This is a genomic window from Methanomassiliicoccales archaeon (assembly GCA_014361295.1).
Classification (GTDB): Archaea; Thermoplasmatota; Thermoplasmata; order Methanomassiliicoccales; family JACIVX01; genus JACIVX01.
In genome coordinates this window covers 714365-730490 of record JACIVX010000001.1, presented here as the reverse complement: position 1 = coordinate 730490, position 16126 = coordinate 714365, and the positions used below count along the sequence as shown (strand labels likewise).

Annotated in this window: 17 protein-coding genes and 2 tRNA genes; 14 read left to right on the top strand and 5 right to left on the bottom strand. The window is 45.8% G+C overall.

What is annotated here, in order from left to right:
• Positions 1-66: 66 nt before the first annotated feature.
• A tRNA-Gln gene (locus H5T41_03600) sits at positions 67-139 on the top strand.
• 32 nt (positions 140-171) lie between these two features.
• Here the strand turns inward: H5T41_03600 and H5T41_03595 are convergent.
• Positions 172-612, bottom strand: coding sequence for a VOC family protein (locus H5T41_03595; protein MBC7107863.1), 441 nt, complete (start codon positions 610-612; stop codon positions 172-174).
• Positions 613-697: 85 nt separating this feature from the next.
• Entirely contained in the window at positions 698-1216 is a 519-nt protein-coding gene (locus tag H5T41_03590) for a nitroreductase family protein (protein MBC7107862.1), read from the bottom strand.
• 115 nt (positions 1217-1331) lie between these two features.
• Between H5T41_03590 and H5T41_03585 the strand changes: the two genes are divergently transcribed.
• Entirely contained in the window at positions 1332-1598 is a 267-nt protein-coding gene (locus H5T41_03585; protein ID MBC7107861.1) for a hypothetical protein, read from the top strand.
• Here H5T41_03585 and tgtA read toward each other — a convergent pair.
• On the bottom strand, positions 1563-3515 hold the full coding sequence (gene tgtA / locus H5T41_03580; protein ID MBC7107860.1) for a tRNA guanosine(15) transglycosylase TgtA: 1953 nt from the start codon (positions 3513-3515) through the stop codon (positions 1563-1565). The genes H5T41_03585 and tgtA overlap by 36 nt on opposite strands.
• Positions 3516-3579: 64 nt before the next feature.
• On the opposite strand from tgtA, the gene H5T41_03575 reads away from it, so the two are divergent.
• Entirely contained in the window at positions 3580-3939 is a 360-nt protein-coding gene (locus H5T41_03575) for a peptidyl-tRNA hydrolase (GenBank protein MBC7107859.1), read from the top strand.
• A complete protein-coding gene (locus H5T41_03570) occupies positions 3940-4512 on the top strand; it encodes a DUF99 family protein (protein ID MBC7107858.1) in 573 nt (190 codons plus the stop codon).
• Here H5T41_03570 and H5T41_03565 read toward each other — a convergent pair.
• Entirely contained in the window at positions 4509-5198 is a 690-nt protein-coding gene (locus H5T41_03565; protein MBC7107857.1) for a hypothetical protein, read from the bottom strand. The genes H5T41_03570 and H5T41_03565 overlap by 4 nt on opposite strands.
• Before the next feature lie 385 nt (positions 5199-5583).
• Between H5T41_03565 and H5T41_03560 the strand changes: the two genes are divergently transcribed.
• The 10 genes from H5T41_03560 to H5T41_03515 all read left to right on the top strand — a co-directional run bounded on the left by H5T41_03560 (position 5584) and on the right by H5T41_03515 (position 15598).
• Complete coding sequence (locus H5T41_03560) at positions 5584-6012, top strand: 30S ribosomal protein S12 (GenBank protein ID MBC7107856.1); 429 nt, start codon at positions 5584-5586, stop codon at positions 6010-6012.
• Between the two features lie 55 nt (positions 6013-6067).
• Complete coding sequence (locus H5T41_03555; GenBank protein ID MBC7107855.1) at positions 6068-6640, top strand: 30S ribosomal protein S7; 573 nt, start codon at positions 6068-6070, stop codon at positions 6638-6640.
• A gap of 38 nt (positions 6641-6678) precedes the next feature.
• Entirely contained in the window at positions 6679-8877 is a 2199-nt protein-coding gene (locus H5T41_03550) for an elongation factor EF-2 (protein ID MBC7107854.1), read from the top strand.
• A 92-nt stretch (positions 8878-8969) separates the two neighbouring features.
• A complete protein-coding gene (gene tuf / locus H5T41_03545) occupies positions 8970-10247 on the top strand; it encodes a translation elongation factor EF-1 subunit alpha (GenBank protein ID MBC7107853.1) in 1278 nt (425 codons plus the stop codon).
• A gap of 34 nt (positions 10248-10281) precedes the next feature.
• Positions 10282-10593 (top strand): 30S ribosomal protein S10, encoded by a 312-nt coding sequence (locus tag H5T41_03540; protein ID MBC7107852.1) that lies wholly within the window; start codon positions 10282-10284, stop codon positions 10591-10593.
• Between the two features lie 429 nt (positions 10594-11022).
• Complete coding sequence (gene ilvD, locus H5T41_03535) at positions 11023-12669, top strand: dihydroxy-acid dehydratase (protein ID MBC7107851.1); 1647 nt, start codon at positions 11023-11025, stop codon at positions 12667-12669.
• A 127-nt stretch (positions 12670-12796) separates the two neighbouring features.
• Positions 12797-12870, top strand: a tRNA-Ala gene (locus tag H5T41_03530).
• A gap of 109 nt (positions 12871-12979) precedes the next feature.
• Complete coding sequence (locus H5T41_03525; protein MBC7107850.1) at positions 12980-13840, top strand: 4Fe-4S binding protein; 861 nt, start codon at positions 12980-12982, stop codon at positions 13838-13840.
• 445 nt (positions 13841-14285) lie between these two features.
• Complete coding sequence (locus H5T41_03520) at positions 14286-14813, top strand: MEDS domain-containing protein (GenBank protein ID MBC7107849.1); 528 nt, start codon at positions 14286-14288, stop codon at positions 14811-14813.
• A 233-nt stretch (positions 14814-15046) separates the two neighbouring features.
• Positions 15047-15598, top strand: coding sequence for a C_GCAxxG_C_C family protein (locus tag H5T41_03515; GenBank protein ID MBC7107848.1), 552 nt, complete (start codon positions 15047-15049; stop codon positions 15596-15598).
• A 35-nt stretch (positions 15599-15633) separates the two neighbouring features.
• Here the strand turns inward: H5T41_03515 and H5T41_03510 are convergent, their stop codons facing one another.
• On the bottom strand, positions 15634-16071 hold the full coding sequence (locus H5T41_03510) for an Lrp/AsnC family transcriptional regulator (GenBank protein ID MBC7107847.1): 438 nt from the start codon (positions 16069-16071) through the stop codon (positions 15634-15636).
• Positions 16072-16126 lie beyond the last annotated feature (55 nt).

The following is a 16126-nucleotide window of genomic DNA, read 5'->3' as shown; positions in this document are numbered from 1 at the left end:
TAAGAAAATATATGATAGGAGAAGAAGGACTGTTATATAGATGAAATTATATCGCCGCTGAAAAACAGCCCCGTGGTGTAGTGGCCAATCATGCCGGCCTTTGGAGCCGGCGACGGCAGTTCGAATCTGCCCGGGGCTACTCTCGATTTTTCTTGTTTTCCGCTTTGCTTTCTACTTCCACTCAGCGACTTCTATTAGGATACCATCAGGATCGGCAAAGACCGCTCTTTCCAGCCCCCTTCTTATGTCAACATTCTTTAGCTTGCTAGAAATCGTTTCTAGGTGTTCCGCATTCAATACGTGGCGTTCTTCCACCATTTTTATGCCCAAACTCTTGATCCTCTCGACCTCCTTTGCGATATCCTCGACACCGAAGCAGAGATGCTTCACGCCCACCTTCATCAAATCCTCCTGTGCATGCTTTTCTGGTTTTTCTATGGCAAGAAGCTCAAGCATTGTGTTTTGCGATTTGAGAAAAGCAATCTCCTTGATGCCAGGAATCTTCGATTTGAGTCTCATAACCTCTTCAAGTCCGAGGATCTTTGTGTAGAATTCCACAGATTTCCCCATGTCTGAAACTGTGATCGCAATATGGTCAACTCCCTTGATCAATTGATCACCAACCTACAGTATTACTGTGTAAAGAGATTGTGTCATGATCTAATAATTGCTTCGATCGAAAAAAGTCGGAATGGAATTACCATTTCTCTCTATGCACGATGCTTTCAAGATTCAATCTTGATGTCCTGTGAGTGATCCCTTTCTGTTTGCCGACTGGCAACATTGCAACAGGTCTGGCGTGAGATGGAATTGACAAGATTTTCGAAACGGCGGATTCATCGAAAGCTCCCACCCAGCAACTCGCATATCCCTTATCAACAAAATAAAGAAGCATGTTTTCAATGGCAGCGGCGACATCCTGAAGACAATAGAGTTCGATTCCGCGCCTGCCGTAACTCCTGATTCTTTGAAGATTTGCGCAACACACGATGACGACGGGCGCCTCGGCCAGAAATCCCTGTCCATATGCAGCCGCCATGAGTTTCTTTTTCGTATCTTTATTGGTAACGATGATGAAATCGCGGGCCTGAAGATTTCCTGCCGAAGGTGCTAGATTCCCGATTCTGATCGATTCTAACAATATATCTTCTGGCACTGGTTCATCACTAAAACTCCTGACACTCACCCTCTTTTGTATGCATTCGAGAAGTTCCATATACTCACCATCAATTCACTTGCAATAGGCTATAAAAATCTTCCAACGGAATATAAGGGCTGACATGGAAATGTGACACCCGCACTTTATAACGACGTTAGCTAATGCGGTTTTCGTGTCGATCGAATGCACGATTGAGATCCAATATCGGAATGAGATGCATGCGGAAACGATCAAGAAAGCAATCGAACTTGAGAACGAGAATTATGCAACTGCCAGTGTCGAGGGACATCGATTGTTAATAAAAGCAACGGCAGCTTCTATTCCAAGTTTGCTTCATACCATTGAGGATCTCCTTGTTTGTATCAAAGCAGCTGAAGATGCAATGAAGGTAAGCGAGGCTGGATCATTGCATGGTGCCCTCTCTGACGAGAACGGCTAACCCCCTTTTGAATGAAAGCATCTCGTCTCTTGTCAAAAGCGATCGACCACATGCGACAAGATGATCATTTTCATCAACGACAAGAACCTCATCCATCGGTCTGATGTTTTCATCGCAATCAACGACAAATTTGCAGAAAACGTTTCGTCCTTTCCGATTGAATTCAGCCGACTCTCGTTTAACAATGACTCTCAGGCGCGGCGACGGGAACCCAGCGTGAAGCTTTGTTGCCCCAGCAATTCTCAATGAGAAGAATCCGTCAGAAGCTCTCATTGAAAGAATGTGTTTTCCATCGACCATCACATTTCTGATCCTTCCAGTATTTTTTGATTTGATGAACGTTATTTCGCCATTGAAGAGCGCGTCAGCGGCACCTTTCCCAAATTGATAATCCGCTACCGCTTTAACCCTCGCAATATCAATGTTGAACGTGGATTTTCCTTTCGCGATCGACTCAAGGAGTTTCTTTGTTTCCTCTCCGTCGTAAATGACACACATACCATATTTCTGAATATGAGACATTCTTTCCATGAGTTGATGTGTTTTTTCGATCAACACCTTATCGCGAATTTTCGGAAAAACTGATTGGGCGATCGGATATATCTCATCGAATTCAATCGGTACCGGGCCGAACGGAGACATCACAATAAAATGAGCATCACAAATTGCAGAGATCTCTTCAATTTCTTTTGCGTATTTTGCTGTGTATGGTTTGTCGGAATCCTCGAATCCCACAAGTATCTGCGTGAGCGGTTGAGCGTATCTTTCAAAAAACCGCCTTTCATACCGAAATACTGAGGGGCGATCGAGACTCTCTGGACCCGTATAAAAAAATGCGCCTTCCCTGCTCAACGGCTCATATTTTTCAAGAAATTCCTTGTAATTTGCCAGTCTCCTTAATCCGTCAAGAAGAGCTGGATGAGAGCGGCAACGCATCTCCACAAACTCCCAAAGCGTTCCTTCAAGAATCGCCTTCTTAATGCGCTCAATTTCTGCAATGGATTCATATAAATTATGTCTGGCGATCAGATCTGTGCGTTCTTCATCATTCATTTCTCTTATCGAATCGATATCGTGTCCCCTACACGCGGGACAATCGCAGACAAGCTTCTTCATGTCTTCGAGTCGATAAGTTCCGCTCGAAAACATGAATCGACCATCTCGTGCAAATTTCGCATAAGATGCAGAATCGAAAGTGTCACATCCTAATAATATGGCAAGTGCGAAAACCATCGGATGACCCGCCCCAAAAAGGTGCACAGGCCGATTCGGCACAAGCCCCTTTTTCGAAGCGACGATCACGTCGACCAGATCGGCGAATCGATAGTTCTCCATCAGCGGCACGACCCCACCAATCGGATGGATATCTACGGGTAATGCCGACATCTCTCGTGCGCATTGTTCTCTGAGATCCGGAAATAAAGAACCTTGAACAACTCCGCCGAGCAACATTTCACCTTTAATCTCTGAGGCCTCCTTCGTGCGTGCGATCGTTTGCATAATAGCCTGAGCCGTTCTATCTTTCTTCCAATCAGGTTCTGTAAAAACATCCAAAGGCATCCCAATATCCGATCCTATATCTCGCTGAAACTCGACGATTTCTTTGTTCGTTGCATCTATCTTAGAATAGACATGTGATTGGAATGTGCCGGAATCAGTCATGATGATGCCAGGAAAATCCAAGAGTTCATGCACACCCTTGCTCATCGCACTTTCTTTCAGCTCTTTTTTCTTCAGGATAATGTAAGAATTTGTGATGACAGCGCGAATTCCAAATTTTTCATAGAGCTTCCTCGGTGGTATCGTATTAATATTGGGATTAACGACTGGCAATAAACATGGTGTTTCAATAGTACCACGTCTGGTATGAAACGCGCATATCCGGGCTAGACCGTCCCTCTCAACGATTTCAAACATCCGCCGTGAGAAAGCGCACCGAAGTTTTTAAGTCTTTCAGAGAGCGATATTGCGCTGCCAGATGATGGGTATGGAGTACAAGATGGTCATTGCCGTGAGAAGGGATCTCAAACTGACGCCTGGCAAAATGGCGGCACAGGTCGCGCATGCAGCTGTTAATTGTGCAATATTATCGATGAAAAGAAAATCTGAATGGTTCGATGAATGGTACAAGGAGGGCCAGAAAAAGGTCGTTGTCAAGGTTGAGAATCTAAATGAATTATTTGAAATTAAAGTGAATGCGGAAGCCATTGGTCTAATTACTTCTCTAATTGTTGATGCTGGTCTAACGGAGCTTCCCCCTGGAACGACAACCTGTTTGGGTATCGGCCCTGCACCTGAGGAAATCGTTGACAAAGTGACAGGTCACCTAGGGTTGATGTAGGTGAAGGATCAAGTGCGAGTTATAGGAATCGACGATTCGCCTTTTAGATTCGATAGCGAACGGGTTATTATCGTTGGCGTGATTGTGCGTGTTCCTTCCTATCTCGAAGGGGTCATTCGGAGTGAATGCGATATCGATGGGACCGATGCAAATGAGGCGATTGAGAAAATGATCATGGGCTCGCGGTTCAAGGAGCAGATTAAGCTGATTCTTGTCGATGGGATTGCCCTTGGAGGCTTCAATGTGATCGATATCTCACGAATTTACGAGACAACGGGCATACCTTGTGCGACGATTACCAGAGAAGCGCCAAATCTCGAGAAGATCAGGAAAGCGCTATCGAAGCATTTTTCGGACTGGGAAAAGCGATTTGAGATCATTACGCGCTTTATTCCGAAACCCATATCGACATCGCAGAAGCCTGTTTACGTTGCTGTTTGTGGTATGGAATTTGATGTCGCCTCGCGGATCATCCGCTTATGCACGATCCGCGGTAGTCTTCCCGAGCCCATACGGATTGCGCACATGATTGCAAGCGCCATCGTTCGCGGAGAATCAAAGGGTCGTGCCTAGATTTTTGTTTTTAGCAATGATTTGACAGCTATGACCGTGTCTAGATTCTTTGTGTCAATATTTTCGATTATAACCTCAGAAGTGTTGTTCCAGAGGGGATGCACGCGAATAGTCAATCCCTGATTTGTGATGTTCACATTCAACCCTTTTTTCTCGGGATAGCGCGTGAATCGCTCACCAGACCTATCGAAGAATTCCAGGATAATTCTTTCAATCTGTGTCGGATGAATCCGGAAAAACCGTTTCTCCATCGAAAGAAATCGCTCTTTGTTCTTTGAATGATAGGCAATGAGCGCGATCAGGAGCGCGAGCATTGCCACAAGAATGATCAGTGTTGTAGGCTCGCTCGGCGTGAGGCCCTGATATATTGAAAGCATGGAGACCGAGAAGATAGAAATGACGGAAATGTAAATCATTCCGATCATACCAGTGATCAACTTGAGTGGAACGGTATTGCGCGACCAGCATTGGTAGTGAAGATCATGCAGTTTTTTCGCTGGAAAAATCAAGAGTATTGAAACGATGAGCGAGGCGACAAAGAGCCACTGGAAGAAGATTGGAAAGAGGACGTATGAATAAAGCATCAGGGCAAAGATCGATGGAATAATCACTCCCAATGTGAATTCAATCTGCAATTGGACACGTTCAATTTCATATTCATAGTAACTCTCTGAACTCTCTGCCATCCCATCCCTAAGCGGTACTATACCAATTTACATATTAATTGATTTTCGATCATCTAGCAACGGAGTTTTTCTCATCAAGGATTCTGACCGTCAGCCCACATCGTTGAAACTCAATTGCCAGTGATCAACTCATATCGGCTAGATGTGATTGGAACTTCAATAATCAAAAAAATGATTGACCGGAGAAATTTCGCATGGGATTTCCGACATTCTTTTGGACAACTGCTTAGCATTCACTTTTTTTTTAGAATCTTTAAATGAATAAGAACGATAAGTTTTAATATCGTATGTGAAGTTTGTCAACGGCTGAAGATTCTGCGTGTCACCTAACGCTTAAATACGACGACCGTAATAGGGTCGCCGCTTCTGAAAGAGAGGTGAAAGGTTGGCAAGAGGTCTATACACTGCTAGAAAGCTGAAAGAGAACCGAAAGAAGTTCCGGTGGAGCGATAGCACTTACAAGCGGCGGATGCTTCGCCTTAAAGAAAAGTCCGATCCGCTCGAAGGCGCACCACAGGCAAGAGGGATCGTTCTCGAAAAGGTCGGTATCGAAGCTAAGCAACCGAACTCTGCCATCAGGAAGTGTGTCAAAGTTCAATTGATTAAGAATGGTCGTCAGATAACCGCCTTTGCCGTTGGTGATGGTGCCATTAACTTCATTGATGAACATGATGAAGTTCTCGTTGAGGGAATCGGAGGACGCCTTGGCCGATCTTACGGAGATATCCCAGGTGTCCGATATAAGGTCATCAAAGTGAATAACGTTTCCTTAAGAGAACTTGTCCGCGGAAGAAAGGAAAAGCCGGTGAGGTGATCGATTGCCAGAAGATTTGCAAACTCAATCGCAAGCTAAACAACTTCAATCTCAATTGCTAACGAGACAGGTGCTCCTTTTCGGACTTTATGATACAAGCGGGATCGTCATCAAAGACAGCGGCCTCGCGAAATATATTGATCTCACACCCGTCCTCGTTCCACACTCTGGTGGAAAGCATGCCAACAAGTGGTTTGGTAAAGCGAAGGTCAACATTGTCGAACGACTCATTAACAACATGATGAGAACTGAGGATTTCACCGGAAAAAAGACAAAGGCGTACACGACTGTCAAGAAAGCATTCGCGATCATTTCAGAAAAGACAAAGAAGAATCCAATTCAAGTCCTCATCGAAGCGATTGAAAATGCGGCACCGAGAGAAGAAATCACGAGGCTGCAATTCGGAGGAATATCGGTGCCAAAAGCCGTTGACATTTCACCGTCAAGACGGCTTGATATTGCGTTGAGAAACATTGCAGTGGGCGCCATCACGGCGAGTTTCAAGAACAGAAAATCGATCGAAGACTGCCTTGCGGATGAACTCATTCTCGCATCAAAAGGTGATATGAACAGCTATTCGGTTTCCAAGAAAGAAGAAATCGAGCGTGTTGCAGCATCAGCACGGTGATTAAATTTTCATGTAACTGATTTTTATGGTGGTTTAATATGGGTCGTAAAGAGGATAATATCAAAAAAGCTCAGAAATTGATGCTTGATCCCAAACACATTCGCAACATTGGAACTGCAGCTCACATCGATCACGGTAAGACGACATTGAGCGACAACCTAATCGCTGGCGCGGGGATGATGTCTGAAGAGTTAGCGGGCAAGCAGTTGTTGCTCGACTATGATGAACAGGAACAGGCTCGTGGAATTACGATTAACGCTGCAAACGCCTCCATGGTTCATACCTACATGGGGGAGGAGTATCTCATCAATCTCATCGACACACCTGGTCATGTCGACTTCGGGGGCGATGTGACAAGGGCCATGCGAGCACTCGATGGGGTGATCATTCTTGTTTGCGCTGTCGAGGGCGTGATGCCTCAGACCGAAACTGTCATCAGGCAAGCTCTGAAAGAAAGGGTTAGGCCGATTCTTTTCATCAATAAAGTTGACAGGTTAATCAACGAACTTAAGGTCACGCCACAGCAGATGCAGCAACGATTCATCGCGATTATCACCGAAGTGAACAGAAGGATCTCGAAGTTTCTGCCTGAACCGTTTAACAAGACGTGGCAGGTAAAAGTGGAGGATGGAAGCGTTGCATTTGGATCTGCGTTCAATAAATGGGCTATCTCCGTTCCATATATGAAGAAAAGTAAGATCACATTCAATGACATTTATGAATACTGCAAGAACAATGATCAAAAGACGCTTGCAAAAAGATCACCTCTGCATGAAGTGCTGCTCGATGCAGTCATTCATCACATTCCAAATCCCCTTGAAGCCCAGAAAATCAGGATACCTGTCATCTGGAAAGGAAATCTCGATTCCGAGATTGGAAAAGCGATGATGAACTGTGATCCGAATGGACCAACGGCATTCATGGTGACAAAGATCATCATGGATCCCCATGCGGGTGAAGTGGCAGTTGGTCGGTTGTTCAGCGGCACGATAAAGAAGGGCGACGAGCTCTACGTGATCGGCATGCCCGATGTCAACAGAGTTCAGATTGTCGCTCTTTCAGTCGGTGCTGACAGGATACCGGTTGACACGATGGCCGCTGGTAACATCGTCGCAGTGACTGGTTTGAAAGATGCTGTTGCTGGATCGACGGTTTCATCGCTCAAGGACATGGAACCGTTCGAAAAGATTGTCCATTACACTGAACCTGTTGTTACCGTTGCGGTCGAAGCGAAGCACATGAAAGATCTGCCGAAACTCGTCGAAGTGCTACGAATGGTTGCGAAAGCCGATCCTTCAATCCAGGTTGAGATCAATCAAGAAACTGGAGAACATCTGCTTTCTGGGATGGGAGAACTTCATCTTGAGGTTACCCAATATAGGATCATAAACGAATACAAGGTGGACATTAAAGCGTCCCAGCCGATTGTCGTTTATCGGGAGTGTGTTAAGGGCAAGGGAGGTCCATTTGAGGGTAAGTCTCCGAACAAGCACAACAGGTTTTACATCGAGGTTGAACCACTAGAAGAGGCTGTTTTCGAAGCGATTCGAAGTGGTGAGATTCAGACCGAGGGAAGGATCAAGGACGTGAAAGCACTTGCCAAGAAATTGCAGGACCTAGGGATGGATCGAGAAGAAGCGAAGGGCGTGGTGGCATTCAAGGATACCAACGTCTTCCTTGATGTGACCAAAGGTATTCAGTATCTGCATGAGACGATTGAGCTATGCAAACAGGCGTTTGAAGAAGCAATGAATCTGGGACCGCTGGCGCAGGAAAAAGTCATGGGACTGAAGGTGAGGCTCGTTGATGCAAAGTTGCACGAAGACAGCATTCATCGAGGACCAGCACAGGTAATTCCGGCAACAAGATCAGCGATATATGGGGCTATGTGTCTCGGAGAAAGAATCCTTCTTGAGCCGATTCAGAAGGTTTTCATCAACGTTCCTCAAGAATATATGGGGGACGCGGTACGGGAACTTCAATCCAGAAGAGGCATCATTGAAGATATAAAGCAGGAACAGGAGAATACGGTCGTGGTCGCGAGAGCGCCTGTTGCGGAGATGTTCGGCTTTGCAAGTGCGATCAGGAGCGCCACGCAGGGAAGGGCACTCTGGTCAACTGAGAACGCAGGGTTTGTTCGTGTGCCACCGGAGCTACAGCCGAAGATCGTTGCAGAGATAAGAACGAGAAAGGGCCTAAAGCCAGAACCGTACGATGCATCATACTACGCTGGATGAATGGAAAAAGCGTTAAATATCAAGAACAGTATGGAGACTCAGAACAATTATTAAAGGTCAAAATCCTTAACAATGGAAATGGAGGCAAGAAAATGGCTGAGAAACCTCACATGAACCTGGTGTTCATTGGTCATGTCGATCATGGCAAATCGACGACTGTCGGACGGTTGTTACTCGACACTGGCCATATCGAACCGTATCTGATCGAGAAGTATCGTAAGATGGCTGAGGAGAAGGGTAAGGCTACATTCGAATTCGCTTGGGTTATGGATAGCCTGAAAGAAGAGCGAGAGCGTGGTCTAACCATTGATGTCTCACACAAGAAATTCAACACAGATAAGTACTATTTCACGGTCATTGACGCACCTGGCCACCGGGACTTTGTGAAGAATATGATTACTGGAACGAGCCAGGCCGATGCCGCTGTCGTTGTGGTGTCCGCCGCAGAAGGCCCCCAGGAGCAAACCAAGGAACACATTTTCCTCGCAAGAACACTAGGCGTGAACCAGATCGTCGTCGCTGTCAACAAGATGGATGCGACGAAACCACCGTACGATCAGAAGCGTTTCAATGAAGTCAAGGATCAGGTAACAAACCTCTTGAAACTGGTGGGATACAAGATCGAGAAGATCCAGTTCGTACCTATCAGCGCATACCAGGGCGACAATGTCGTGAAGCCATCGCCGAATCTCAGTTGGTATAAGGGCCCGACACTCGTGGAAGCTCTCAACACTCTTGAGGAACCACCAAAGGCAATCAACCTGCCGCTCAGGATTCCAATTCAAGATGTTTATTCGATCACGGGTATCGGAACAGTTCCGGTTGGAAGGGTTGAGACTGGGATACTTAAGCCTGACATGAAAGTTATTTTTATGCCTTCTAACAAAGTCGGCGAAGTCAAGAGTATTGAGATGCACCATGAACCTCTCTCACAGGCTGTGCCAGGAGACAACATTGGCTTCAACGTGAGGGGCATCGCAAAAACTGACATCAAACGAGGAGATGTAGCAGGTCCGGTTGACAATCCGCCAACTGTTGCGAAGAGCTTTACTGCGCAGATCATGGTTCTTAACCATCCATCTGTCATCACAGTGGGTTACACACCAGTCTTCCATTGCCACACTGCTCAAGTTGCATGCAGGTTCGTGGAATTGCTTAAGAAACTTGACCCAAGGACTGGCGCTGTAAAAGAAGAGAATCCGCAGTTCCTCAAGACCGGTGATGCCGCGATCGTTAAAATCGAGCCAACAAAGCCGATGGTTATCGAGAGAGCAAAGGACTTCCCACCGCTTGGTCGATTCGCGATCAGGGATATGGGGCAGACGGTTGCTGCTGGTGTTTGCATCGATGTTGAGAAGAAGGAAATGTAAAACCCCTTCTCCACATTTTTTGGAGTGATTTTTTATGGCACAGCGGGCAAGAATCTCTCTCAGCGGCACGGACCCTAAAAAAGTCGACAGCGTCTGCAATCAGATTAAGGCAATTTCCCAGCGAACAGGTGTTGCGATTCGTGGGCCGATACCTCTTCCGACGAAGCGGCTTGTCGTGCCGTGCAGGAAATCGCCAGATGGTGAAGGATCAGAAACCTGGGATCGCTGGGAAATGAGGATTCACAAGAGACTGATCGATCTCGACGCCGACGAAAGAGCGCTGAGGCAGCTGATGAGGATTCAGGTTCCTGACGGCGTCAACATCGAAATCGTCCTGCGATCCTGATTTTTTGATATCTGAATTGAATTCATTATCTTTTTTTCATCAAGCGGAATTCCTGCGTCTTTTTCATCGATTCTCCGCGATGACTTGATAGTCGCTATATCAATCTCTTGGCAACTCGATTGAATGCAATAATCATTTGATCAAAAAGGCGATTTGATTTTGGAGAAGCACGAAGATTCTTTTAAGATGAGATTCTCAATCCGCCTTTCCCTAAAATAGAATTTCGTCTAGCAATGAGTCCAGGATTCCACTTATTTCTGAATGCTTCGGGAAACCGCACGAGAAATTGAGGATGATAGCAGCGAGAAAATGGAGGATCAGGAATCTTAAAGAAAATTAAGAAAATTCTTCAAGGCTTCGTTTGAGTGTTGTAATCTTCTAGATACCTTATTCTAATTCTTCGACTATACAACTTTTCTGGGGAAAAATATGAGGAGCGACACAGTGAAAAAGGGTCTGGAAAAGGCGCCGAGCAGGGCGCTTTTTCGGGCGACGGGATTGGTTGACGACGATTTCTCGAAACCTTTCATAGGTATAGCGAATTCGTGGAATGAGGTCATTCCTGGTCACATTCACCTGAACAGGCTTCTCGAAGAGGTGAAAAAGGGGATAATTGAGGCGGGTGGGGTTCCATTCACCTTTGGTGTGCCTGGCATTTGCGATGGCATCGCGATGGGCCACGATGGGATGCGGTTCGCGCTGCCGTCGAGGGAGACAATATCTGACTGTGTCGAGCTGATGATCGAGGCGCACTGTTTCGATGGCTGGGTTGGCATCACGAATTGTGACAAGATCACGCCAGGGATGCTGATGGCGCTCGGCAGGCTTGACATCCCTGGCATCATTCTCACTGGCGGCCCGATGTTGGAGGGCTGCGCTGATGATGAGAAGTACGACACCCAGAGCGTATTTGAGGTTCTCGGCGAGTACGCTGCAGGCAAGGCTGACAGGAGCAAGGTCGAAAAGGTGGAGAGACACGCATGCCCTGGCGAGGGATCCTGTGCTGGTCTCTTCACGGCGAACACCATGGCGTGTCTGACAGAGGCGATGGGGTTCAGCCTTGTTGGCTGCGGTACATCGCTCGCTATCAGCAAGAAGAAAAGGGAAATCGCCAGGGAGACTGGGAGGAGAATCGTTGAGCTGGTGCGCAGGGGTATGAAGCCTAGCAAGTTTGTGACAAAGGAAACTTTCATCAACGCGATCAAGGTCGACATGGCCATCGGTGGATCGACGAACACAGCGTTGCACATCCCTGCGATTGCGGCTGAATTTGGCTATGATATCCAGCTGAAAACATTCGACGAAGTTTCGAAGGAAATACCTCACATCATGAGCCTTAGGCCGAGTGGTCCTTACTTCATGAGCGACTTTGAGAGAGCGGGAGGCGTGCCGGCCGTTCTCAAGAGACTCAAGAGCAAGCTCGCCGATGTAATGACTGTGTCTGGAAAGACGATCTACCAGATTGCCGACGAGGCGAGGATCTATGATTGCGAGGCGATCAGGCCCCTTACGAGACCATTTCACAGTGAGGGAGGAATTGCAGTGCTGTACGGCAATCTTGCCCCTGAGGGTTCGGTCGTGAAGCAGGCGGCCGTTAGCAAGAATATGTTGAAATTCAAAGGGAAAGCAAGGGTATTCGATTCGGAGCGCGAGGCCATTGAGGCGATTTCGAAGGGGAAGATCGGTGAGGGGGACGTCGTTGTCATACGGTATGTTGGTCCAAAGGGAGGGCCGGGTATGCCGGAGATGCTCTCACCAACGAGTCTGATCGCTGGCATGGGACTCTCGGAGAGCGTAGCTCTCATCACTGACGGCAGGTTCTCCGGCGCAACGCGCGGCCCGTGCATAGGACACATAGCACCGGAAGCGTATGAGAAAGGGCCGATTGCCGCGGTGCGGGATGGCGACGAGATCCTCATAGACATTCCGAAAAGGAGGCTTGAACTGCTGGTTCCTGATGATGAAATCCAGAATAGGCTGTCGAAGATACGCATTCCTGAGAGACCCGAGAGGGGCATTCTCATGAAATATCGCCGGCTGGTGTCGAGTGCGGCAAGGGGTGCGATCTGCAAGTAGACAACTTGGCGTCCTCCTTATTTACTTATCTTTCATTTCCTGTAACTTTTCCAATTTCCTCGATTCCGTATCTAGCTTAGGACAAGCGAAATTTATATGAATAGATGAGATACTACGCCATCCCAGCGGGCCGATAGATCAGTCTGGAAGATCGTCTGCTTTGCAAGCAGGAGGTCGTGGGTTCAAATCCCACTCGGTCCATCTTTTTATACAATCTTTTGATTTTTTCATTTTGTTTTTCTTTTCTTAATTATTGTCTGATCATGATCTCCAAAACTTCAAGTCCTATCAGCTGTTTTCTTGAAATAGTATGGGCTTCAGAACGATTCTTTCGATGAAACTGATCAAAAGGACCTTCAAAAAGAGATTCTTCCTCGCAAAACTCACGAATTTTCCAGTGATCGGTCATGCTATTGAATTCGCATTCTTTGAAGACGACGACATTATCATCCTCCCAAAGGACAGTGTAATTGAGGGAAATCAAAAGAAATGCAAAGTGATTAAGGTCAATGTCACTTTCGAGCCAGAAACTATAGTGCTTCCTTCTCAGATTATTGAGCACTTCATCAGGAAATCGCGATATCATTTCATTATGAATCATTGTGTTTGCAGGGAAGCAAATCGCTGCAAAGATTATCCACAAGATCTGGGATGCATTTTTCTTGGAAGGGGTGCCTTGAAGATCGACAGGCGGTTAGGCAGATTAGCCACGATGGAAGAGACTCTCGCTCATTTAGAAGAATGCAGGAAAGCGGGGCTTGTCCACCTGATCGGCCGAAACAAGATCGATAGTGTCGTATTTTCGAATACGCCAAAAGAGGAACTGCTATCAATTTGCGCTTGCTGCCCTTGTTGTTGTCTCTGGAGAATGGTACCTCAGCTTTCGAAGAGAATAAGCGATACTGTTACGAAAATGCCTGGCTTGCGTATCGAAATCGATGAAGATTTATGCAAAGGTTGCGGCGCGTGCATCAAAAAGCATGTTTGTTTCGTCGACGCAATTTATGTTGAAGATAACTCCGCAAGAATTCGACAAGATTTGTGTAAGGGCTGTGCGCGCTGCGTAGAATTCTGTCCTAATAGTGCGATCAAGCTCATTATTGAGGACTGTAACTTTATTGAGGCATCGATCAAAAGAATCGCGCCACTTGTCGACATCGAATCTGAATGAATTGTTTCGAGTTTTCGTCAATAGGGAATGAATGAATAACGACCTTCGAAAGAGTTGAAGCACATGGTGGTATGATTCTCCAATTTCTTGAAATTCTTCGTAGCTTTCTCTTAGGCTCAGGACCATTGATTTATTCATGCCAATGAAATTCAATTTGTCCTTAGAACAGTATACTTCTATTAGCAAGACGAGCAATTTGTCCCGATTAATTATGAATGAGTTACTAAGATCTTTATTTCAGCGTCAAATTGGGATCATTTATCCAGATATGATGGCTGGCATGTGATTGGAAAATCAGTTCTTTCAATAAATAACAAATACTATTTGCTCTATTTCAAAGCTTAGGGCGAGTCACGCGAGGAGCAATTAGCTTATGCAAAAATGGACGAGCCGATTTCACCAGGGCGACCACATAATACACATTTATCGAAATGACACGGAGCTGGTGCGATCCCTCGTCGACATGATCGCTATGGCGAATGATGATGAAAAGATTGTTTATCTCTCGGATAAGAACATCGAAAAGCATGTATCCTGCACAAATAGAGAAACTGGCGAAGCGATCAGAAGTGCATTGAGAAATGGCAAATTATCGATCATACCATCATACGAGACGTATTGCCCAGCTGGTGAATTCCTGATGGAGTCGATTTTGAAATTCTGGTGGGAGCTAGCTAATAAAATCGATAAAGAAGGTTATGAAAGTGCGATCATCGCAGGTGATATTTCGTGGCTTCCGCATCATCCATCACTATTTCGATCTTTTCTACAGTATGAGCAGGCAATCGATCTGTATGGTGTTCCGAAGAACATCAGAATCATTTGCCAGTACGATTCAAGGTTATTCAATTCGCAGCAGATAGAATCAGCAATAAGAGTGCATCAGCTCGTGCTACGCGGACAGAGTTTGGAAAGAAGAAATTGGATCGTTTTGAGGAAGATGGATGATAATTCAATTTTTTTCCATTTCTGATTTGAGAGTTGGCGAAAATGCGAAAGAAGCTCACGGGTAATTCTACTGAGACAAGAGGAAAGTAATTAGTAAAGAACATTGCAAAATGCTGGCTTGGCATTTATATAACGGTTATTCTCCTAAAATTCTTGTTTACAACTTCATCTAGGAATCAGCCCGATCCGATTTATTGGATGATCCGTTGCACCATTTTTGCGTGATGATTGAATATTTGAAGACACATATCGTTCAGCATGGAAATTGAGCGGGCAGGACTTTTGCAAAAAGCAAGTGAATTGGCCTTCAAATATGAAAGAGAAAATAGAGGATGCGCTCAATCGGTTCTTGCAGCCCTCCAAGATGCCTTCGGCATGCATGATGACATGGTATTCAAATCGGCAAGCGGCTTGTCTGGCGGTGCGGGGCTGACCACGCACGGTTCATGCGGAGCTCTCTCTGGCGGAGTTATGATGATCGGAATGTTCTTTGGGAGAGAACGGAGTGATTTCAAAGATCCGGAAAGAAAAAGAATGATTGCGTATCGATTGGCCAAAGAGCTGTGTGTGCGATTTGAGCAGAAATATGGTAGCGTCGTTTGCGCAGAAATCCAGAGGAATTATCTCGGCAGAAAATTCAATCTATGGAACCCTGAAGAATACGCAGCTTTCGACGCGGTCGCATATCAGGAAAATAAGTGTCCAGAGCTTGTTGCCCAGGCCGCAATTTGGACTGCAGAAATTATACTTGATGAGCTAGAAAAAACGGGTAAGATTGATGAAATCAAATTGGCGTTAACGCAACCATGATTATTAATGGACAACCCTCAAATCCCGTTCCAAAGTCAAAGACCAGGATAACGTACAATAGGTTTTAACACGATTATAGTCTCAACATTGTTGAAACCCATTGGTCTAACCTTCCTTTCAATGATTTCCGAGAGTTCACGGTTGTTTCGTGCTCTCACCCTCATCATAACTCTTCTTTCGCCAGTTACATTGAGTATTTCTGCAATATTTTCTATCGAAAAAAGTGCAGAAATGGCCGATGATGCCTTATCAGGTTCGATATCAGCACAAACTATCGCATCGGAGAAAATACCTAGACGTTCGTGATCTAGAATGGCTGAGTATCCGAGGATCGTCCTTGTTTCTTCCATTTTCTTGATTCTATCTCTGACGGTGGAGGGAGACCTGTTTAGAATTTGTCCTATTTCCTCATACGTGAGTTTTGCATTTTTCCTCAATAACTGGAGAATCTCTTTGTCAAGTTCGTCGTCCATGCGGTTCGCTACAATATTGCCGAGGCATATAGAAATACTTTTCAAAACAGCGATT